Origin of the sequence: Streptomyces sp. NPDC020299 (assembly GCF_044387825.1) — a bacterium.
GTDB lineage: Bacteria > Actinomycetota > Actinomycetes > Streptomycetales > Streptomycetaceae > Streptomyces.
This window is the reverse complement of sequence record NZ_JBIRWL010000008.1, coordinates 283,368-302,688: the sequence shown is the minus strand read 5'-3', so window position 1 is coordinate 302,688 and position 19,321 is coordinate 283,368. Positions and strand designations below refer to the sequence as shown.

16 protein-coding genes are annotated in these 19,321 nt (G+C 71.1%); 9 read left to right on the top strand and 7 right to left on the bottom strand.

Translation table 11 applies throughout. The annotated features are described in order from the left end of the window. Positions 1–64: 64 nt before the first annotated feature. Positions 65–2,044 (top strand): translation factor GTPase family protein, encoded by a 1,980-nt coding sequence (locus ACH45E_RS22380; RefSeq protein ID WP_361445704.1) that lies wholly within the window; start codon positions 65–67, stop codon positions 2,042–2,044. Positions 2,045–2,144: 100 nt separating this feature from the next. Continuing rightward, complete coding sequence (locus tag ACH45E_RS22375) at positions 2,145–4,013, top strand: cellulase family glycosylhydrolase (protein ID WP_361445702.1); 1,869 nt, start codon at positions 2,145–2,147, stop codon at positions 4,011–4,013. Between the two features lie 54 nt (positions 4,014–4,067). Here the strand turns inward: ACH45E_RS22375 and ACH45E_RS22370 are convergent, their stop codons facing one another. Then, positions 4,068–5,327 carry a YncE family protein gene (locus ACH45E_RS22370; RefSeq protein WP_361445699.1) on the bottom strand — a complete coding sequence of 420 codons (1,260 nt, stop codon included), beginning with the start codon at positions 5,325–5,327 and terminating at the stop codon, positions 4,068–4,070. Positions 5,328–5,463: 136 nt separating this feature from the next. Here ACH45E_RS22370 and ACH45E_RS22365 point away from each other — a divergent pair, with 136 nt between their 5' ends. Continuing rightward, entirely contained in the window at positions 5,464–6,123 is a 660-nt protein-coding gene (locus ACH45E_RS22365) for a TetR/AcrR family transcriptional regulator (protein WP_361445871.1), read from the top strand. A gap of 80 nt (positions 6,124–6,203) precedes the next feature. Here ACH45E_RS22365 and ACH45E_RS22360 read toward each other — a convergent pair whose 3' ends face one another. Further along, the gene (locus ACH45E_RS22360; RefSeq protein ID WP_361445868.1) at positions 6,204–7,433 is read right to left on the bottom strand and encodes a glycosyltransferase; all 1,230 of its coding nucleotides are present in this window, start codon (positions 7,431–7,433) and stop codon (positions 6,204–6,206) included. Positions 7,434–7,673: 240 nt separating this feature from the next. Here ACH45E_RS22360 and ACH45E_RS22355 point away from each other — a divergent pair, with 240 nt between their 5' ends. Further along, positions 7,674–9,641, top strand: a complete 1,968-nt coding sequence (locus tag ACH45E_RS22355) for a ricin-type beta-trefoil lectin domain protein (RefSeq protein WP_361445696.1) — start codon at positions 7,674–7,676, stop codon at positions 9,639–9,641. 7 nt (positions 9,642–9,648) lie between these two features. Here the strand turns inward: ACH45E_RS22355 and ACH45E_RS22350 are convergent, their stop codons facing one another. After that, positions 9,649–9,969 (bottom strand): hypothetical protein, encoded by a 321-nt coding sequence (locus tag ACH45E_RS22350; RefSeq protein ID WP_361445865.1) that lies wholly within the window; start codon positions 9,967–9,969, stop codon positions 9,649–9,651. 5 nt (positions 9,970–9,974) lie between these two features. After that, positions 9,975–11,600, bottom strand: coding sequence for a cytochrome c oxidase subunit I (gene ctaD / locus ACH45E_RS22345; RefSeq protein WP_361445693.1), 1,626 nt, complete (start codon positions 11,598–11,600; stop codon positions 9,975–9,977). Between the two features lie 106 nt (positions 11,601–11,706). Between ctaD and ACH45E_RS22340 the strand changes: the two genes are divergently transcribed. Both ACH45E_RS22340 and ACH45E_RS22335 read left to right on the top strand, forming a co-directional pair. Further along, positions 11,707–12,255: a sigma-70 family RNA polymerase sigma factor gene (locus ACH45E_RS22340; protein ID WP_361445690.1), complete on the top strand. Its 549-nt coding sequence runs from the start codon at positions 11,707–11,709 to the stop codon at positions 12,253–12,255. Continuing rightward, positions 12,248–13,222 carry a CU044_5270 family protein gene (locus ACH45E_RS22335; protein WP_361445687.1) on the top strand — a complete coding sequence of 325 codons (975 nt, stop codon included), beginning with the start codon at positions 12,248–12,250 and terminating at the stop codon, positions 13,220–13,222. The genes ACH45E_RS22340 and ACH45E_RS22335 overlap by 8 nt, the downstream gene beginning before the upstream one ends. Positions 13,223–13,513: 291 nt before the next feature. Here the strand turns inward: ACH45E_RS22335 and ACH45E_RS22330 are convergent, their stop codons facing one another. After that, entirely contained in the window at positions 13,514–13,879 is a 366-nt protein-coding gene (locus ACH45E_RS22330; protein ID WP_361445684.1) for a nuclear transport factor 2 family protein, read from the bottom strand. Between the two features lie 118 nt (positions 13,880–13,997). Next, complete coding sequence (locus ACH45E_RS22325; RefSeq protein ID WP_361445681.1) at positions 13,998–15,755, bottom strand: ABC transporter ATP-binding protein; 1,758 nt, start codon at positions 15,753–15,755, stop codon at positions 13,998–14,000. Positions 15,756–15,913: 158 nt separating this feature from the next. Here ACH45E_RS22325 and ACH45E_RS22320 point away from each other — a divergent pair, with 158 nt between their 5' ends. The 3 genes from ACH45E_RS22320 (at position 15,914) to ACH45E_RS22310 (ending at position 18,618) form a co-directional block, all read left to right on the top strand. Next, positions 15,914–16,999 (top strand): S-(hydroxymethyl)mycothiol dehydrogenase, encoded by a 1,086-nt coding sequence (locus ACH45E_RS22320; RefSeq protein ID WP_361445678.1) that lies wholly within the window; start codon positions 15,914–15,916, stop codon positions 16,997–16,999. Then, positions 16,999–17,628 (top strand): MBL fold metallo-hydrolase, encoded by a 630-nt coding sequence (locus ACH45E_RS22315; protein WP_361445675.1) that lies wholly within the window; start codon positions 16,999–17,001, stop codon positions 17,626–17,628. Before ACH45E_RS22320 ends, ACH45E_RS22315 begins: the two co-directional genes overlap by 1 nt. Positions 17,629–17,703: 75 nt before the next feature. Beyond that, entirely contained in the window at positions 17,704–18,618 is a 915-nt protein-coding gene (locus tag ACH45E_RS22310; protein ID WP_361445672.1) for an SDR family oxidoreductase, read from the top strand. On the opposite strand, the gene ACH45E_RS22305 is transcribed toward ACH45E_RS22310, so the two are convergent. After that, entirely contained in the window at positions 18,609–19,148 is a 540-nt protein-coding gene (locus ACH45E_RS22305) for a hypothetical protein (RefSeq protein ID WP_361445669.1), read from the bottom strand. The genes ACH45E_RS22310 and ACH45E_RS22305 overlap by 10 nt on opposite strands. Between the last annotated feature and the right edge of the window lie 173 nt (positions 19,149–19,321).

Below are 19,321 nucleotides of genomic sequence, written 5' to 3'. Positions count from 1 at the left end.
ATGCGCGCACCGTTCATGTCCACCCAGGAAGGAATGGCCCACACTCTCAAGGACATGACACTTGGTGCACTTGCTCAATCTGGGGATCCTCGCGCACGTCGACGCGGGTAAGACCAGCCTGACCGAACGGCTGCTGCACACGGCCGGAGTAACCGACGAGATCGGCAGCGTCGACGCGGGCACCACCCGCACCGACACCCTCGCGCTGGAGCGGCAGCGCGGTATCACCATCAAGTCGGCCGTCGTCTCCTTCCCGCTCGACGGTGTGACCGTCAATCTCATCGACACGCCCGGCCACCCGGACTTCATCGCCGAGGTGGAGCGGGTGCTGGGCGTGCTGGACGGCGCGGTGCTGGTCGTCTCGGCGGTCGAGGGCGTGCAGGCGCAGACCCGCGTCCTGATGCGCACGCTGCACCGGCTGCGCATCCCCACCCTGGTCTTCGTCAACAAGATCGACCGGCGTGGCGCACAGGACGGGAACGTGCTGCGGGCGATGGCCCGTCGGCTCACCCCGGCCCTCGTGCCGATGGGCACGGCCACCGGACTCGGCACCCGCGCGGCCCGCTTCGTCCCGGGCCCCGGCCCGGCCGCCGCGCTCGACGTCCTCGCCGAGCACGACGACCGGCTGCTCGCCGCGTACGTGGAGGGCGCCACCGTCCCGCCGGGCCTGCTGCGCACCGCCCTCGCCGACCGCACCCGGCAGGCGCTCGCGCACCCCGTCTACTTCGGCTCGGCCGTCACCGGCGCGGGCGTGCCCGAACTGGTCACCGGCATCCGGGAGTTCCTCCCCGGCGCCGGGGGCGATCCCGAAGGGCCGCTGTCGGGCACCGTGTTCAAGGTGGAGCGGGGGCCGTCGGGGGAGAAGGTGGCGTACGCCCGGATCTTCTCCGGCACGCTGCGCACCCGTGACCGGATCCCGTTCGGGGATGGCCCCGAGGACGGCAAGGTCACCGGGATCGGCGTCTTCGAGGACGGCACGGAGGTCCGCCGGGACAGCGTCGGGGCGGGCCGGATCGCCCGGTTGTGGGGCCTCGGCGGGATCCGGATCGGCGACACGCTCGGGACGGTGCGGAAGGCGGCGTACGAGCACCACTTCGCGCCGCCGACCCTGGAGACGGTCGTCGTCCCCGGGCCGGGCACGGACCGGCGGTCGCTGCACCTCGCGCTCACCCGGCTCGCCGAGCAGGACCCGCTGATCGACGTCCGGCACGACCCGGTGCGGGGCGAGACCTCGGTCTCCCTCTACGGCGAGGTGCAGAAGGAGGTCGTCCAGGCCACCCTCGCCGACGAGTTCGGCCTCGACGTCACCTTCCGGGAGACGACGACGATCTGCGTCGAGCGTCCCGTGGGCACCGGCACGGCCGTCGAGTTCAACAAGAAGGACGGCAACCCGTTCCTGGCGACCGTCGGGCTGCGCGTGGACGCCGCCCCGGCCGGCTCGGGCATCGGCTTCCGGCTGGAGGTGGAGCTGGGCTCCATGCCGTACGCCTTCTTCAAGGCCGTCGAGGACACCGTCCGCGAGACGCTCGGGCAGGGACTGCACGGCTGGCAGGTGACCGACTGCACGGTCACCATGACCCACTCCGGCTACTCGCCCCGGCAGAGCCACGCCCACCAGGGCTTCGACAAGAGCATGTCGAGCACGGGGGCAGACTTCCGCGGTCTCACCCCGCTCGTGCTCACCGAGGCGCTGCGGCGCGCGGGCAGCCGGGTGTACGAGCCGATGCACCGCTTCCGTATCGAGGCCCCGGCGGACACGCCAGGAGCCCTGCTCCCGGTGCTCGCCCGGCTGGGCGCGGTGCCGGGGACCACCACGACGCGGGGCGCCGTCTGTGTCCTCGAGGGCGCGGTTCCGGCCGCCCGGGTGCACGAACTCGGGCAGCGGCTGCCGGGTCTGACCCGGGGCGAGGGTGAGCTGGAGAGCGCCTTCGACCACTACGCGCCGGTCACCCGCGGCACGGTCCCCGAGCGCCCCCGCACCGACCACAACCCGTTGAACCGCAAGGAGTACCTGTTGAACGTGACGCACCGGGTGAGCGGTTGAGGAGCTGAGGGCCAAGGGGGCCCGAGGGATGACCGAGCCCGAACTTACTCCAGAGTCAGAGGTGTTGACTGTGTCTTGATATCGCCGGAATGTAGTGGACATGTCGAAAATCCGGGCGCGTCTGATCGTTGTCCTGGTTGTCCTCTGCGGATTCCTGACGGTGTCGGGTGCCCAGCCCGCCACCGCCGCCACCCCTGCCACCCCTGACGATTCCCTCTGGTTCGACGGCACCCCCCTCACCGTGCAGAACGGCCGCTTCACCGACGGCCAGGGCCGCGAGGTCGTCCTGCGCGGCTACAACGTCTCCGGCGAGACCAAGCTGGAGGAGAACGGCGGCCTGCCCTTCGCCTCGGTCGCCGACGCGAAGAAGTCCGCCACCGCCCTGCGCGCCCTCGGCGGCGGCAACGCGGTCCGCTTCCTGCTCTCCTGGGCGCACGCCGAACCCGTGCGCGGCCAGGCCGACACCGCCTATCTGGCCGCCGTCACCGACCAGATGCGCGCCTTCCTCGACGCCGGCATCCGCGTCTACCCCGACTTCCACCAGGACCTCTACTCCCGCTACCTCTTCAACAGCGGAAGCTGGTACACGGGCGACGGCGCCCCCGAGTGGGCGGTGGACGCCGGGAGTTACTCCGCGGAGTCGTGCGGGATCTGCCTCTTCTGGGGGCAGAACATCACCCAGAACTCGGCGGTGACCAAGGCGCAGTACGACTTCTGGCACAACAACTACGGTCTCCAGGACGCCTTCCTGACCACGGCCCAGTCGACGATGTCGTACCTCGTCCAGCACCTGAGCGACGCCGAGTTCGCGGGCGTGGCCGGCTTCGACCCGTACAACGAGCCGTACGCGGGCACGTACGAGTCCGGTCGGACCAGCCGCACCTGGGAGCGGGACCTGCTGTGGCCCTTCTACCAGAAGTTCCGGGCCCGCATGGACGCGGCCGGCTGGCAGGCCAAGCCCGCCCTGGTCGAGCCGAACCTCTTCTGGAACTCCAACATCGACTCCCAGAAGCAGGAGGGCGGCCTGCTGGACGCGGGCACCCTCGGCTCACGCTACGTCTTCAACACCCACTTCTACGACCAGAAGGCCATCTCCGGCATCCTGATGTGGGGCAAGGCGGGCGACGGCCAGTATGCGGGCGACTTCGGCAACGTCCGTGACCGGGCATCGGCCGCCGGAACCGCGGCTGTGGTCAGCGAGTTCGGGCACCCCCTGTCGGGGACGGTGTCGGACAAGGCACCGACCGTGCTCAAGGCGATGTACCAGGCCCTGGACTCCCGTCTGTCCGGGGCGAGTTGGTGGTCGAAGCCGGCATCATCCGGCCCGGTCCTGTCCGGCACCCAGTGGCAGTGGGACATCTACAGCGGCCGTCACCACGAGCTGATGAACGGCAACGCCGGCAAGGTGCTCACCTCCGGCGACGCCTGGAACGACGAGGACCTCTCCGCCGTACGCCTCGACGACTCCGGTACGGTGACGCTGCGTCAGGACGCCCGTCTCCTCGACCGGCTCTACCCGGCCGCGACGGCGGGCACCACGCTCGCCTTCACCTACGAGGACCGCTCCCGGGACGGCTCGACGACCCTGACCTGGAACCCGGTGCCCAGCTCGCTGCCCAACGTCTCGCGGCTGGTCGGCTCCGGCCAGTACGGGCTGCTGGTGTGGCGCTCGGGCAGCGGTACGGCACCCACCGAACTGCACCTCCCGGCGTCCTTCCCCACCTCGGCGACCACGGTGGTCTCCGACCTCGGCACCGCGTACGCACCCCCGTCGTACACCGCCTCGACCCCGGTCGGTGCGGCCCCCGAGCCGGGCGGCACCGGCAGCCGCCGCCTGCTGCTCACCGACGGCGACTCCGGGGCACTGCACTACGCCCTGGTGACCAACGGCACGACGAGCACACCCTCCGCGGACCTGCTGAGCGCGGCGAAGTCCGAGCTCGCGGCGTGGGCCGCGGCGCACTTCTGAGCCGGGCCGGCCTCCGGGGGCGCGCCGCCGCACCCCGGAGGCCGAGCGGGGACGTCAACTGCCCGACGGGCCCGTCCAGTCGGCCTGCACATGCCCCAGCCGGACGCGCTGCGGATGGTCGCCCACCGCCACGGACGTCACCTTCTGGCCGGTGGCGAAGTCGATGGCCGTGACCTGGTCGGCGCCGCTCTCGGAGATGATGCAGTCCTTGCCGTCGCCGCTGACCGTGGCCCAGTACGGCTTGGAGGCGGTGACCAGCGGCCCCTCCTGGAGGGTCGAGCGGTCGACGACGGTCGCGTAGTCGTCCATCGTGCCCGCCACGCACAGCTTGGTGCCCGAGGGGTTCATCGAAATGCCGTGGTGGCGTGAGTCGTTGACCCAGGTGGTGCGGTCCTCGCTGGTCGCCGGGTTCTTCGGCAGGGTCTTCATCCGGGTGATCTTGTCGGAGGCGACGTCGTACTCCAGGAAGCCGTTGAAGAACGACACCTGGAAGTAGAACTTCGACTCGTCGGGGGAGAAGACCGCCGGGCGGACGGCGTCGGAGAAGTCCTTCAGCCCGAAGGCGTCCAGCCGGCTCCGCATGTCGATGACCTTGACCTGCTTGTACGTCGTCGCGTCCACCACCGTGATGTGGCGGTCGCCCTTGGTCCAGTCCGCGGACGGGTCGTCGAGGGAGGTGTTGACGTCCCCGATGGACATGTTCCAGATGTACTTGCCGTCCTTGGTGAAGATGTTCTCGTGCGGCTTGTCGCCGGTGGCGAACGAGCCGAGCTGCTTGCCGGTGTTGATGTCCAGGACGTGCACCTTGTTGGCGGTGGAGGCGGAGACCGCGACCCGGGTGCCGTCGGGGGAGACGGCCATGTGGTCGGCACGGTAACCGGCGACGGGGAAACGCCAGTTGATCTTCCCGGTGGCCAGGTCGATCGAGACCACGTCGGCGAAGCTCGGGCGGGAGACCACCACCGATCTGCCGTCGGGCGTGGAGTACATGTCGTCCGCGAACTGGTCGTGGCCCTCGCCGACGCTGTTGCGGATCGCCTGGAAGTAGATCCACTTGATCGGATCGGCGTTGATCTCCGCCATCCGGGCCTCCTTGTCCGGTATGACGTTGATCCGTCCGACCTTCGCGAAGTCCCCGGAGGACTTGATGACATCGGCGGTGCCGTCCCAGTTGTTGCCCACGAACATCACCTCGCGCAGGGCGGAGGTGTCCGAGGCGGCGGAGGCCGCGGATGCCGCCGTGGCGGGGGCGGCGACGGTCAGGACGAGGGCGGCTGCTGCCGCGCAGAGGTGCCTGGATCTGAAGGCGGGCATGACTGCTCTCTCCTCTGAGAAATCTGAACACAGGCGCTTTCAAAGTTACTTACTGGAAGGTAAGGAAGGGGCGGTCTACTCGACAAGATGCGTGCACGACAAGATTGACCATCGGGGGATGAAAGAGGGGGGAAGCGTGACGGGCAGGCTCAGGGCACCGAAGGGCCGCTACGGCGGCAGGTCGGCGGAGGAACGGCAGGCCGAGCGGCGCCGTCGTTTCCTGGACGCGGCGCTGCAACTGTTCGGCGACAGCCCCGGTTTCCGCGGCACGACCGTCGCCGCGCTGAGCCAGGCGGCCGGACTGTCGACCCGTCAGTTCTACGAGGAGTTCCGCACCCTGGAGGACGTGCTCGCCGCGCTGCACCTGAAGGTCAACGACTGGGCCGAGCAGGCGGTCCTCGCGGCGCTCGCCGAGGCGGAGACGCTGCCGCTGGCCGAGCGGGTCACCGTGCTGTTCCGGGCCTACGCCCGCGACGTCACCTCCGATCCGTGCCGCATCCGCATCACCTTCGTCGAGATCATCGGCGTCAGCCCGCGCCTGGAGGAACAGCGGCTCGCCCGCCGCGCCCGCTGGGTCGACCTGATCTGCGCCGAGGCCACCGCGGCCGCCGAACACGGGCATGCCGCCCGCCGCGACTACCGCCTCGCCGCGACCGCGTTCATCGGCAGTGTCAACGGCCTCCTCCACGACTGGAGCGCGGGCTGGGTGGCCGCCACCCTGGACGAGGTGGTCGACGAACTGGCCCGGCAACTCCTGGCGATCCTGCGGCCGGAGGGCTGGGACCGGGGGCTCTGAGCCCGGACGCCGGCGCGGCGGTCCGTACCCTCAGCCGGTCACCGGTCACCGGTCACCGGTCACCGGTCACCGGCCACCGGTCAGCCCGTCAGGCGGTCCACCGCCTCCGCCACCGGTGTCACCCCGTCCTCCGCCCGGATGCGGGTGCCGAGGGCCCGGGCCCGCTCGGTGTAGGCGGGGTCGCGGGTCGCCTGGGTGAGGGCGGTGGTCAGGGCGTCGGTGGTCAGGGTGCGCAGGGGTACGGCCGTGGGGGCCACGCCGAGGGAGGTCAGGCGGGCGGACCAGAAGGCCTCGTCGAACTGGACGGGGACGGGCACGGCCGGCACCCCGGCCCGCAGCCCCGCGGCGGTCGTTCCCGCGCCCGCGTGGTGGACCACGGCGGCCATCCGCGGGAACAGCGCGGAGTGCGGGACGTCACCGATGGTCAGCATGTCGTCCCCGTCGGCCGCGAGCCCGCCCCAGCCCCGCTGGACGACCCCGCGCAGGCCGGCCCGCCGCAGCGCCGTCACGACCTGCTCGCTCACCCGCCCGGCGTCGGGCACCGTGGCGCTGCCCAGGCCGACGAAGACCGGCGGCGGCCCCGCGTCCAGGAAGTCCCGCAGTTCGGCGGGGAGCCGGGTGTCGCCGTCGTACGGCCACCAGTAGCCGCAGACCCCGAGTCCCGTCCGCCAGTCCCGGGGCCGGGCCACCACCAGCGGGCTGAAACCGTGGTGCACCGGCCACCGCTGCCGCTCCCGTGCTCGCCGCCCGTCGGCGGCCCGCGCCCGGGGCAGCCCCAGCCGTTCCCGTACGGCCGGGACGGCGGCGGCGAAGATCCGTCCCTCGGCCCAGAGCACCCCGTGCCCGGCGATCCGGTTCCCGGTCCCGCCCCAGGAGCCGCCGCCGAGCACCGGCGGCGCGAACTCCCGCGTCGGGGCGAGTGGTTGCAGATACACGCCCATGCTCGGCAACCGCAGCCCCTCGGCGATGGCGTGCCCGAGCGGCCCCAGCGAGCCGGACAGCAGCAGCACATCGCTCGCCCGGGCCGCGGCCACCAGGTCGTCGGTCAGCCGGCCGACCAGCCGCCGCGCCATCTCAACCACCCGCACCAGCTTGCCCGCGCCGCTGGCACTGCGGTGCAGCCCACGCCCCCGCGGGGACTCCAGCTCCGCCCGCGGATCCACGGGCAGCGGACGGAACCCCACTCCGGAGCCCGCCACCAGGGGCGCGAAGCAGGCGTGAGTGACCAGGGTGACCTCATGCCCGGCACGGCTCAGGCCGTGCCCCAGTCCGGTGTACGGAGCCACATCGCCCCGGGATCCCGCCGTCATGATCGCTACGCGCACGACGGCCAGTATGGCGGCGCGGCACCCGCGACGGCACGAACGACCCGGCGCGAGCGTCGACTTCACGCCTTCGGCCCTCGCCCGGCCACTCCTGTCGCATCCGTTGACTTACCCCTCAGGCGGCTCTACGGTCGGCCCGCGACGCGTTCGGATCGCCGATCCGTGTTCGAAATATCGTGCACGCTGAAGAGCGGCCGAAGAGTGTGAACCCCCCGGAGGAGCCGCATGTACCCCCCACCCCGATCCCCACACGCAGGCCTCGTGCGACGCTGCAGAGCCGCGGCCGTACGCGTCCTCGCCCTGGTCCTGACCGCGGCCGCCGCGCTGCTCTTCGCCCAGCCGGGCACGGCGCAGGCGGCGACGGCCCGTCAGATGTCCGTCCCCACCGCTCCGATGGGGTGGGCCTCCTGGAACAGCTTCGCTGCCAAGATCGACTACAGCGTCATCAAGAAGCAGGTCGACGCGTTCGTCGCCGCGGGACTGCCGGCGGCCGGGTACAAGTACATCAACATCGACGAGGGCTGGTGGCAGGGCACCCGTGACGGCGACGGCAACATCACCGTCGACACCTCCGAGTGGCCCGGCGGGATGAGCGCCATCGCCGACTACATCCACAGCAAGGGACTCAAGGCCGGCATCTACACCGACGCGGGCAAGAACGGCTGCGGCTACTACTACCCGACCGGCCGTCCCGCCGCCGCGAACACGGGCAGCGAGGGCCACTACGACCAGGACATGCTCCAGTTCTCGAAGTGGGGCTTCGACTTCGTGAAGGTCGACTGGTGCGGCGGTGACGCCGAGGGCCTCGACGCGAGGACGGCGTACCAGTCCCTCAGCGACGGGGTCGCCAAGGCGGCGTCGACGACCGGCCGTCCGCTCACCCTCTCGATCTGCAACTGGGGCAAACAGAACCCCTGGAACTGGGCGCCGGGCCAGGCCCCGATGTGGCGGACCAGCACCGACATCATCTACTACGGCAACAAGCCGTCGATGACGAACCTGCTGTCCAACTTCGACCAGACCCTGCACCCCACGGCCCAGCACACCGGCTACTACAATGACCCGGACATGCTGATGGTCGGCATGGACGGCTTCACCGCCGCCCAGAACCGCACCCACATGAACCTGTGGGCGATCTCCGGCGCACCGCTGCTGGCCGGCAACGACCTCACCACGATGACGTCGGAGACCGCCTCGATCCTGAAGAACCCCGAGGTCATCGCCGTCGACCAGGACGCGCGCGGGTTGCAGGGCGTCAAGGTCGCCGAGGACACCACCGGGCTCCAGGTGTACGGCAAGGTGCTGTCCGGCAGCGGCAACCGCGCGGTCGTACTCCTCAACCGCACCTCCGCGGCCAAGAACATCACCGTGCGCTGGGCCGACCTCGGCCTGACCAACGCCTCCGCGGCCGTCCGTGACCTGTGGGCCCGGTCCGACGAGGGCGGTCACGGCACGAGCTACACCACCGGCGTCCCGGCGGGCGGCTCGGTGATGCTCACGGTCACCGGCGGCACCGAGGCATCGAGCAGCACGTACTCGGGCACGTCGAGCTTCACCGGCGTGGTCGCGGGCAGCACCGGCGTGAAGACCGTCGACGTCTCCTACACCAACACCGCCTCCACCGCCCGCACGGCCACCCTCCAGGTCAACGGCCAGGGCAGCACCGCGGTCTCCTTCCCGCCCACCGGTTCGAGCGCGGGCACCATCTCCGTCGCGGTCGCCCTGTCCAAGGGCTCGTCCAACAAGCTCACCTTCTCGGGCGCCCCGGCGCTCGACTCCATCACGGTCAGACCGCTGCCCGGCACGAACGGCACCCTGGTCGTCGGCAAGCAGTCGGGACGCTGCCTCGACGTCTACGACAACACCCTCACCAACGGCACCCAGGCCGAACTGTGGGACTGCAACGGCGGCCAGAACCAGTCCTGGACGTACACCTCCCGCAAGGAACTCGTGCTGTACGGCAACAAGTGCCTGGACGCCTACAACCAGGGCACCACCAACGGCACCAAGGTCGTCGTCTGGGACTGCAACGGCCAGGCCAACCAGCAGTGGAACGTCAACAGCGACGGCACGATCACGAACGTCAACGCGGGACTCTGCCTGGACGTGTACGACAACGCCACGGCCAACGGCAGCGGCCTGGACCTGTGGTCCTGCAACGGCCAGACCAACCAGCAGTGGTCGCGGACGTAGCGACCGGTCAGACGAGGACCAGCAGCACGAAACCCGCGGCCGCGGCACACGTCAGCAGCCAGCAGGCCAGCAGGCGGCGCCGCAGGCCGCGGTAGGTCTCCTCGTACTCGTCCCGCAACTCCCCGGCACGCTCGGCGGTGCGTCGCCAGGAGGCGCGGGCGAGTTCGAGGTACTCCGCCTCGAACCGGCGCTCCAGCTCCGCACGCTGAGCGTCCGTCAGCCACAGGAGCGGGGCGCTGAGGTCCGCGGCGGCCCTGCGGCCCTCCTCGCGGGCGGCGGCGAGGAGCAGATGGCCCTCGATGCCGTTGATCAGCGCCCGGGTGTCCATGGTGCTCACGCGGAGGTCACCTCCCTTTCCGGGGCGGCGACCGGGGCATGGTGCAGGTCGAAGGCCGGGGACTCGCTGCGGATGCGGGGGAGGGTGACGAAGTTGTGGCGCGGCGGCGGGCAGGAGGTCGCCCACTCCAGGGAGCGGCCGTAGCCCCAGGGGTCGTCGGTCTCGATCTTCTCTCCGTACCTGGCGGTCTTCCACACGTTGTAGAAGAAGGGCAGCAGGGACGAGCCCAGCAGGAAGGAGAAGACCGTCGAGACGGTGTTGAGCGTCGTCAGGCCCTCCACCGCGAGGTAGTCGGGGATCCGGCGCTGCATACCGTTGACGCCCAGCCAGTGCTGGACCAGGAAGGTGCCGTGGAAGCCGGCGAACAGCGTCCAGAAGGTGATCTTGCCGAGGCGCTCGTCCAGCATCCTGCCGGTGAACTTCGGCCACCAGAAGTGGAAGCCGGAGAACATCGCGAACACGACGGTGCCGAAGACCACGTAGTGGAAGTGGGCCACCACGAAGTACGAGTCGGAGGTCGCGAAGTCGAGCGGCGGCGAGGCGAGCATGACGCCGGTGAGCCCTCCGAAGACGAACGTGACCAGGAAGCCCATGACCCACAGCATCGGCGTCTCGAAGGACAGGCTCCCGTGCCACATGGTGCCGATCCAGTTGAAGAACTTCACCCCGGTCGGGACCGCGATCAGGAAGGTCATGAAGGAGAAGAACGGCAGGAGCACGCCACCGGTGACGTACATGTGGTGCGCCCACACCGTCACGGACAGACCGGCGATCGAGACGGTCGCGGCGATCAGGCCCATGTAGCCGAACATCGGCTTCCGTGAGAACACCGGGATGATCTCGCTGACGATGCCGAAGAACGGCAGCGCGATGATGTACACCTCCGGATGGCCGAAGAACCAGAAGAGGTGTTGCCACAGCAGTGATCCGCCGTTGGCGGCGTCGAAGACGTGGGCACCGAACTTCCGGTCCGCCTCCAGGGCGAACAGCGCGGCGGCCAGGACCGGGAAGGCCAGCAGGACCAGGACACCGGTCAGCAGCACGTTCCAGGTGAAGATCGGCATGCGGAACATGGTCATGCCCGGCGCGCGCATGCAGATGATCGTGGTGATGAAGTTGACCGAGCCGAGGATCGTGCCGAAGCCGGAGAAGGCCAGACCCGTGATCCACATGTCGGCGCCGACCCCCGGCGAGCGGACCGCGTCCGACAGCGGGGCGTAGGCGAACCAGCCGAAGTCGGCCGCGCCTTCGGGGGTGAGGAAGCCGCCGACGGCGATGAGCGAGCCGAACAGGTACAGCCAGTAGGCGAACATGTTCAGCCGCGGGAACGCCACGTCGGGCGCGCCGATCTGCAGCGGCATGATCCAGTTGGCGAAACCGGCGAACAGCGGCGTCGCGAACATCAGCAGCATGATCGTGCCGTGCATCGTGAACGCCTGGTTGAACTGCTCGTTCGACATGAACTGCAGGCCCGGCCGGGCCAGCTCGGCACGCATCAGCAGCGCCAGCACGCCACCGACGCAGAAGAAAGCGAACGCCGTCACGAGGTACAGCGTGCCGATCGTCTTGTGGTCCGTGGTCGTCAGCCACCGGACGGCCCTGATGTCTCTGATCCTCTTCACGCCCCGCCTGTGTCCGCGACCCCCTCCCGCGTCACACCCGGCAGACGCGAGGAGAATCACGAAAAACAGGTGTGACGATCGAGCGGGTGCCGGACACGAACCGAACATGAGCAACGACGAGACCTTCGCCGCTGCCTATCGCGAGCACTACTGGGCGGTCAGCCGCTATGTCGCGCGGCGACTGGACGGGCGGACCAGCGAGGTGGAGGAAGTGGTGGCAGAGGTGTTCACGGTCGCCTGGCGGCGCCGGGCGGACCTGCCGCCGTCCCCCCTGCCCTGGCTGTACGGCGTGGCACGCAACTGCCTGGCGAACGCGGTACGCGGCTACGGGCGCCGGCGCCGGCTGGTGGACCGGCTCGGCAACGACGAGACCGCGCACGGCAGGCAGGTCGTGGACAGCCCCGACGCCGACGCCCCCGGCGCCTGGGTGCACGACGCGCTGGCCCGGCTCTCCCCGGCGGACCAGGAGGTGCTGCGGCTGACCGCGTGGGAGGAGCTCGGCGTCGACGAGGTCGCCGTCGCCCTCGGCTGCGGCAGACGCGCCGCGGCGATGCGCCTGCACCGGGCCCGCCGCCGGCTGAGAGCCGAGATCGACCGTATGCAACCCGCCTGCGCCGCCGCGGCGGCACCCACCAAGGAACACCGCCATGGCTGACGAACTCGAACTCCTGCGCGGCGCCAACCCGGTGCCCGCCGACGGCCCCCACTTCGGCGACGGCCCGCTGGACCACCACGCCGAACGGCACCTGAACCGGCTGCTGCACGACTCCCGCCCCGGCCGCCGTCGCCCGTCCGCCCGGCTCGCGTGGGGCCTCGCGGCCACCGCCGTCGTCGTGGCGACCGCCCTGACCGTGCTGCTCGCCGGTCCCGGCCCCACCCCCGCCGTGGCCGCGCCCCGCCCGCTGGCGGTCGAGGCCGGCTCCAGGCCCCTACCGCTGAAGCAGCTGGCCGAACTGGCCGCGGCGGCAGCGGCGGACGGCTCCCCGGGCCTGCGCAAGGGCACCCACGTGCAGACGTGGGCCATGGGCATGAGCGACGACAAGCCGCCCGTCACCCTGCCCGAGGAGCGAGTGGTCCGCTGGCGGGCGGACGACAGCCACACGGAACTCGTCGTCGCCACCGACCCGCTGCACCCCGGCCGCCCGGTCCTCAGCGACGAGGGCGACGAGCCGCACCTGGTCGAGGACGGCCACGTCCTCAGCAGGCAGACGTATCCGCCCAGCTGGAGCGACGCCCCACCCGAGGCACGGCCCCCGCACCAGGTCGCCCGCCTGCGTGCCTACCTCACGGAGACCGTGCGCGCCGACTCCCTGACCACGCCCGAACTCCTGGACGCCGTGCAGGACTTGCTCGACCACTGGACGCTCGGCGCCCGCGAGTCCGCGGCGCTCGTCCGGCTCCTGGCCGACGCCGATCACCTGCGTCCGGCCGGCCGGGTGACGGACCGGCTCGGCCGGCCCGGCCAGGCGTACGTCTACGAGGGCAAGGGCAGCCGTCGCATGCTGATCCTGGACCCGGCCACCGGCACCGTCCTCGGCCTGGAACTCACGGTCACCGCGTCCGAGCCCGAGTACGGCCTCAAGGCCGGGGACGTCATGGAGTACAGCGCCTGGATGCGCTGATCAGCCCCCCGGCTGTCGGCTGTCGGCTGTCGGCTGTCGGCTACCGGGTGTCGGGTGCGTCTCACCAGGGCAGGGCGCGCCGCCTCCGGAGCGGGCGTCGTCCCGGTGGGTGCGGGTGGGAGCGCAGTGCTCGCAGGACCGACCGGAGGAGAGCGGCGGACACGGTCCGGCCTGCCGCGGAAACCGGTCCCGGCCGCCGTGGCCGAGCGCGACGCGCCTGCCCCAGGGCCGCCCGGGCCGAGAAGGTCCAGGTCAGCCGGGAGCTTACCTGGACCCGCGCGGTTCTGCTGCCTATTCGTCCCATGCCTGGATCATGATCTGTGCGGCGATCTTCCCGTCGCGCAGGGTGATCATCGACTCGGCGAGGACACGGGTGCCGTCCGCGTACTCGCAGGACTCGCTGAAGGCGACGTGATCGCCCTGCATGATGCACTGTTCCAGCTTGTGCGTCATGTCGCGGCTGTAGACGTCGTCGAGCAGCTCGGCTATCTGGCCCCGGCCGTGCAGGACCTTCGGATGACTGGGCTGGCTGTTGCGGTCGACGATGCGGATCTCCGCGTCGTCCGTGTAGAGCGACAGAAGGTTGTTCCCGGTGTTGCCTTCTATGCCCCGGCGCAGGGTTTCGGTGTCGAAGGCGGAGCCTGTCGAGGTGCCCATGGTGACCTCCTTCGAGGGCCCGCGACCCGAGGCGGAGCGGGCCGCGCCGGTCCCTCCTTCGAGACTCCTCCGCCCCCGCGGCCTCGGCAAGCGCAGCGGGCGCGCTCCGCACCCGGCGTCAGCCGGCCGTCGCCAGGAACTGTGTCGCCGCGAGTTCCGCGTACAACGGATCGGATGTCACCAGTTCCCTGTGCGTGCCCAGCGCGCGCACCCGGCCCGCGTCCATGACCACGATCCGGTCGGCCATGGTGACCGTGGACAGCCGGTGCGCGACCACCAGGACGGTCGTGGACCGCGCCACGTCGGCGACCGTGTCCCTCAGGGCCGCCTCGTTCACCGCGTCCAGCTGCGAGGTCGCCTCGTCCAGGAGCAGCAGCCGAGGGCGGCGCAGCAGCGCCCGGGCGATCGCCACCCGCTGCCGCTCGCCGCCCGACAGCTTGGTCCCGCGGTGCCCGACCAGCGTGTCCAGGCCCTGCGGCAGCCGGGCGACGAGCCCGTCCAGCCGGGTCGTCCTCACCACCCGCGCCACCGCGTCCTCGTCCGCCTCGGGATTGCCCAGCAGCAGGTTGTCCCGCAGCGAGCCCGACAGCACCGGCGCGTCCTGCTCCACATATCCGATGGCGGACCGCAGCCGGGGCAGCTCCCAGGCCGCGAGGTCGAGGCCGTCGAGGCTGATGACACCGGAGCCGGGGTCGTAGAACCGCTCGATCAGCGAGAACACGGTGGTCTTGCCCGCGCCGGACGGCCCCACGAAGGCCGTCATGCCGCGCGCCGGTATCTCGAAGCTGACCCCGTGGTGCACGTACGGCAGGTCGTCGGCGTACCGGAAGCGTACGTCCGTGAAGGCGAGCGAGGCCGGTTCGGCCCCGGCGGACGGCAACGGAACGGGCCCGGACGCCGGTTCGGCCGGCAGCAGCAGTGCCTCCTGGATACGGGCGAGCGCGCCCGCGCCCGTCTGGTACTGGGTGACCGCGCCGACGACCTGCTGGATCGGCGACATCAGGTAGAAGACGTACAGCAGGAACGCCACCAGCGTGCCCACGTCGATCGAGCCGGTCGCCACCCGCGCCCCGCCGACCGCGAGGACCGTGATGAAGGCGATCTGCATGGCCAGCCCGGCCGTGTTGCCTGCCGCGGCCGACCACTTGGCGGCCCGCACACTCTGCCGCCACGACTCCTCGGCCGCCGCGTGCAGCGTGGCCTCCTCGCGGTGCTCCGCCCCCGACGCCTTCACCGTGCGCAGCGCGCCGAGGACCCGCTCCAGCGACGCCCCCATCACCCCCACCGCGTTCTGCGCCCGCCGGCTGGCCCGGTTGATGCGCGGCACGATCGCGCCGAGCACCGTGCCCGCGCCCAGCACCACCGCCAGCGTCACGGCGAGCAGTACGGGGTCGACCAGGCCCATCATCACCGCCGTGGCGAGGAGCGTGAGCCCGCCGGTGCCGAGCGCGACCAGCGAGTCGGTGGTGACCTCGCGCAGCAGGGTGGTGTCGGAGGTGATCCGGGCCATCAGGTCGCCCGGCTCGCTGCGGTCCACCGCGGTGATCCGCAGCCGCAGCAGGTACGACGACAGGGTGCGCCGCGCGCCCAGCACCACCGATTCGGCGGTGCGCCGCAGCACGTACGAACCCAGCGCGCCCACCACCGCGTTGGCGACGACCAGGCCCGCCATGCCCAGCAACGGGCCGGTGATCGACCGGTCGTGCGACAGGTCGCCGATGAGTCCCCGCGCCACCAGCGGCAGCAGCAGTCCCGTCGCCCCGGTCACCAGCGAGAGCACCGCGCCCGCCAACAGGGCCCAGCGGTGGGGTCTTGCGTAGTCGAGGAGCAGCCGCCACGCGGGCGGCTGGGTCGTGTCCGTCGCTGCGTCGCTCACAGGGCTCCCTGTCCTCACCGGGCGGGTGGATGCTCCAGGCTAAGTCGGCCGTGAGCCCGGCGGAGAATCATTTCTCCGGTCGGCGCCGCTCCCTGCGGTACTGATCAGTCACGCGTAGGGTCGGCAGTGCAGGAGCATCGACGGAAGGAGCCGGCACCATGGCGCAGGAAGTACGCGGCGTGATCGCACCGGGCAAGGACCAGCCCGTGCGGATCGAGACGATCGTCGTACCGGACCCGGGGCCCGGGGAAGCCGTGGTACGGGTCCAGGCCTGCGGCGTCTGTCATACCGACCTGCACTACAAGCAGGGCGGCATCAGTGACGACTTCCCCTTCCTGCTCGGGCACGAGGCGGCGGGCGTGGTGGAGTCGGTGGGCGACGGTGTCACCGATGTGGCGCCGGGGGATTTCGTGGTCCTCAACTGGCGTGCCGTGTGCGGCCAGTGCCGGGCCTGTCTGCGCGGGCGGCCCTGGTACTGCTTCAACACCCACAACGCGAAGCAGAAGATGACCCTGACCGACGGCACCGAGCTGTCCCCGGCCCTGGGCATCGGCGCCTTCGCGGAGAAGACGCTGGTCGCGGCCGGGCAGTGCACCAAGGTCGACCCGTCGGTCTCCCCGCAGGTGGCCGGGCTGCTGGGCTGCGGTGTGATGGCCGGCATCGGTGCCGCGATCAACACCGGGAACGTCGGCCGCGGCGACTCGGTCGCCGTGATCGGGTGCGGCGGCGTCGGGGACGCGGCGATCGCCGGGGCCGGCCTGGCCGGCGCGGCGAAGATCATCGCGGTGGACATCGACGACCGCAAGCTGGACACGGCCCGGGAACTGGGCGCCACCCACACGGTCAACTCCCGGCAGACCGACCCGATCGAGGCGATCCGCGAGCTGACCGGCGGCTTCGGTGCCGACGTGGTCATCGAGGCGGTCGGCCGCCCGGAGACGTACAAGCAGGCCTTCTACGCCCGCGACCTGGCCGGCACGGTCGTGCTCGTCGGTGTGCCGACCCCGGAGATGAAGCTCGAACTGCCGCTGCTGGACGTCTTCGGCCGCGGCGGCGCCCTGAAGTCCTCCTGGTACGGCGACTGCCTGCCGAGCCGTGACTTCCCCATGCTGATCGACCTGCACCTCCAGGGACGGCTGCCGCTGGAGAAGTTCGTCACGGAGACCATCCAGCTCGACGAGGTGGAGAAGGCGTTCGAACGGATGCACCACGGCGACGTGCTGCGCTCGGTGGTGGTGCTGTGATGCCCGCGCGCATCGAACGCCTCGTCACCTCCGGGCAGTTCACCCTCGACGGCGGCACCTGGGACGTCGACAACAACGTGTGGATCGTCGGCGACGACCACGAGGTCGTCGTCATCGACGCGGCCCACGACGCCGACGCCATCGCCGAGGCCGTCGGCGACCGCCGGCTGACGGCGATCGTGTGCACCCACGCCCACAACGACCACATCGACGCCGCGCCCGCCCTCGCCGACCGCACCGGCGCCACGATCTGGCTGCACCCCGACGACCTGCCCCTGTGGAAGCTCACCCACCCCGGCCGCGACCCCGACGCCCACCTGGCCGACGGGCAGGTCATCGAGGCGGCCGGCGCCGACCTCACCGTGCTGCACACGCCCGGCCACGCGCCCGGCGCGGTCTGCCTGTACGACCCCGGTCTGGGCGCCGTCTTCACCGGCGACACCCTCTTCCAGGGCGGCCCCGGCGCCACCGGCCGCTCCTACTCCCACTTCCCGACCATCATCGACTCCATCCGCGACCGCCTCCTCACCCTCCCGCCGGAGACCAGGGTCCTCACCGGCCACGGCGACCCGACCACCATCGGGGCCGAGGCGCCCCACCTGGAGGACTGGATCAAGCGCGGCCACTGAAAGGCGACAGAAGATGTCCGGTTTCCCCCCGACCCTGGACGACGACAGCAGTCGTACGGGTACGGGAGGCCGGACATGCCGGGTCCGCTGGAAGGCAAGATCGCACTGGTCGCGGGGGCGACGCGCGGGGCGGGTCGGGGGATCGCCGTGGAACTCGGCGCGGCCGGCGCCACCGTCTACGTCACCGGACGCAGCACGCGCGCGCGGCGCTCGGAGTACGACCGCCCCGAGACCATCGAGGACACCGCCGACCTGGTCACCGAGGCCGGCGGCCGGGGCATCCCCGTACCCGCCGACCATCTGGACCCGGCGCAGGTCCGCGCCCTCGTGGAGCGGATCGCCCAGGAGTCCGGGCGCCTCGATGTCCTGGTCAACGACATCTGGGGCGCCGAGCACCTCTTCGCCTGGGACACCCCGGTCTGGGAGCACGATCTCGACAAGGGCCTGAGGCTGCTCCGTCTCGCCGTCGAGACCCACGTGATCACCAGCCACCACGCCCTGCCCCTGCTGCTGCGCCGCCCCGGCGGCCTGGTCGTCGAGGTCACCGACGGCACCGCCGACCACAACCGCGACACCTACCGGGTGAACCTCTTCTACGACCTGGCCAAGGCCTCCGTCCTGCGCATGGCCTTCGCCCTCGGCCATGAACTCGGTCCGCGCGGCGCCACCGCAGTGGCCCTGACCCCGGGCTGGCTGCGCTCGGAGATCATGCTCGACACCTTCGGGGTACGGGAGGACACCTGGCGCGACGCCCTCGCCCGTGAGCCCCACTTCGCCATTTCCGAGACCCCGCGCTACATCGGCCGCGCCGTCGCCGCCCTCGCCGCCGATCCGGACGTGACCCGCTTCAACGGCACCTCCCTCTCCAGCGGGGGCCTCGCCCAGGAGTACGGCTTCACCGACCTCGACGGCAGCCGGCCGGACGCCTGGCGGTATCTGACGGAGGTCCAGGACGCGGGCAAGCCGGCCGGCACCGCGGGCTATCGCTGATCGTTCACCGAGGGCAGTGGCCAGTGGGCCGGGTGGCCGGGTGGGAGTGCCAGGTCCTCTCGGACGGCCGTGTAGTAGCCGTCGCGGGCGGTCCGTTGCAGGTGCAGGAGTTCCTGCCAGGCCTCGGGGGCGTGGGTCCGGTCCCGCAGGAACCGCTCCATCTCCATCAACGTCACGACCCACACCCGGGCCTTCTCCACCACCGCCGGGCTGCCCAGCAGGAGGAGCGCCTCCCCGGCGGGGTCCCGGGCGAGGTCGGCCTCGGCCAGCAGGGGGGCCGCCTCCTGTGGGGAGAGCGGGTGCGGATGCGGGTCGTTGCCGAGGTGCGCGGCGACCCGGTACGTCAGCGTGACCGCCCTCTTCAGTGTGCGCGCGTAGTCGGCGTACACCACCAGCCGCCGCTCCTCCCAGCGGGCCGTCTGCTCACGGCTAAACCGTGCCCGGTCTCCCCGTACCACCGCCAGATACGAGCCGAGCGCGCCGATCACGACGCCGATCAGGGCGGGGAGTTGCTGTATGAACGCGGACATGCGCGCACGTTACCCGCCCTGTTGGCCGCCCCGCCCGGAGCGATGCTTACCACCCGGTCCAGTTCGGGAAGGCTGGCCTGATACACGGTGACGGGATTCACCGGTTCGTCACAGGGTGATTGTTCCTACAACCGTCATCACCCGACATCGGTCCAGTAATCGGGCATCGTGGG

Bases quoted from the DNA above. Each gene is read 5' to 3' on its own strand.
- ACH45E_RS22330 (WP_361445684.1), bottom strand. From the start codon at position 13,879: ATGGGCACCTCGACAGGCTCCGCCTTCGACACCGAAACCCTGCGCCGG.
- ACH45E_RS22375 (WP_361445702.1), top strand. From the start codon at position 2,145: ATGTCGAAAATCCGGGCGCGTCTGATCGTTGTCCTGGTTGTCCTCTGC.
- ACH45E_RS22340 (WP_361445690.1), top strand. From the start codon at position 11,707: ATGAGCAACGACGAGACCTTCGCCGCTGCCTATCGCGAGCACTACTGG.
- ACH45E_RS22360 (WP_361445868.1), bottom strand. From the start codon at position 7,433: ATGACGGCGGGATCCCGGGGCGATGTGGCTCCGTACACCGGACTGGGG.
- ACH45E_RS22335 (WP_361445687.1), top strand. From the start codon at position 12,248: ATGGCTGACGAACTCGAACTCCTGCGCGGCGCCAACCCGGTGCCCGCC.
- ACH45E_RS22370 (WP_361445699.1), bottom strand. From the start codon at position 5,327: ATGCCCGCCTTCAGATCCAGGCACCTCTGCGCGGCAGCAGCCGCCCTC.
- ACH45E_RS22320 (WP_361445678.1), top strand. From the start codon at position 15,914: ATGGCGCAGGAAGTACGCGGCGTGATCGCACCGGGCAAGGACCAGCCC.
- ACH45E_RS22310 (WP_361445672.1), top strand. From the start codon at position 17,704: ATGCCGGGTCCGCTGGAAGGCAAGATCGCACTGGTCGCGGGGGCGACG.
- ACH45E_RS22355 (WP_361445696.1), top strand. From the start codon at position 7,674: ATGTACCCCCCACCCCGATCCCCACACGCAGGCCTCGTGCGACGCTGC.
- ACH45E_RS22305 (WP_361445669.1), bottom strand. From the start codon at position 19,148: ATGTCCGCGTTCATACAGCAACTCCCCGCCCTGATCGGCGTCGTGATC.
- ACH45E_RS22350 (WP_361445865.1), bottom strand. From the start codon at position 9,969: ATGGACACCCGGGCGCTGATCAACGGCATCGAGGGCCATCTGCTCCTC.
- ACH45E_RS22315 (WP_361445675.1), top strand. From the start codon at position 16,999: ATGCCCGCGCGCATCGAACGCCTCGTCACCTCCGGGCAGTTCACCCTC.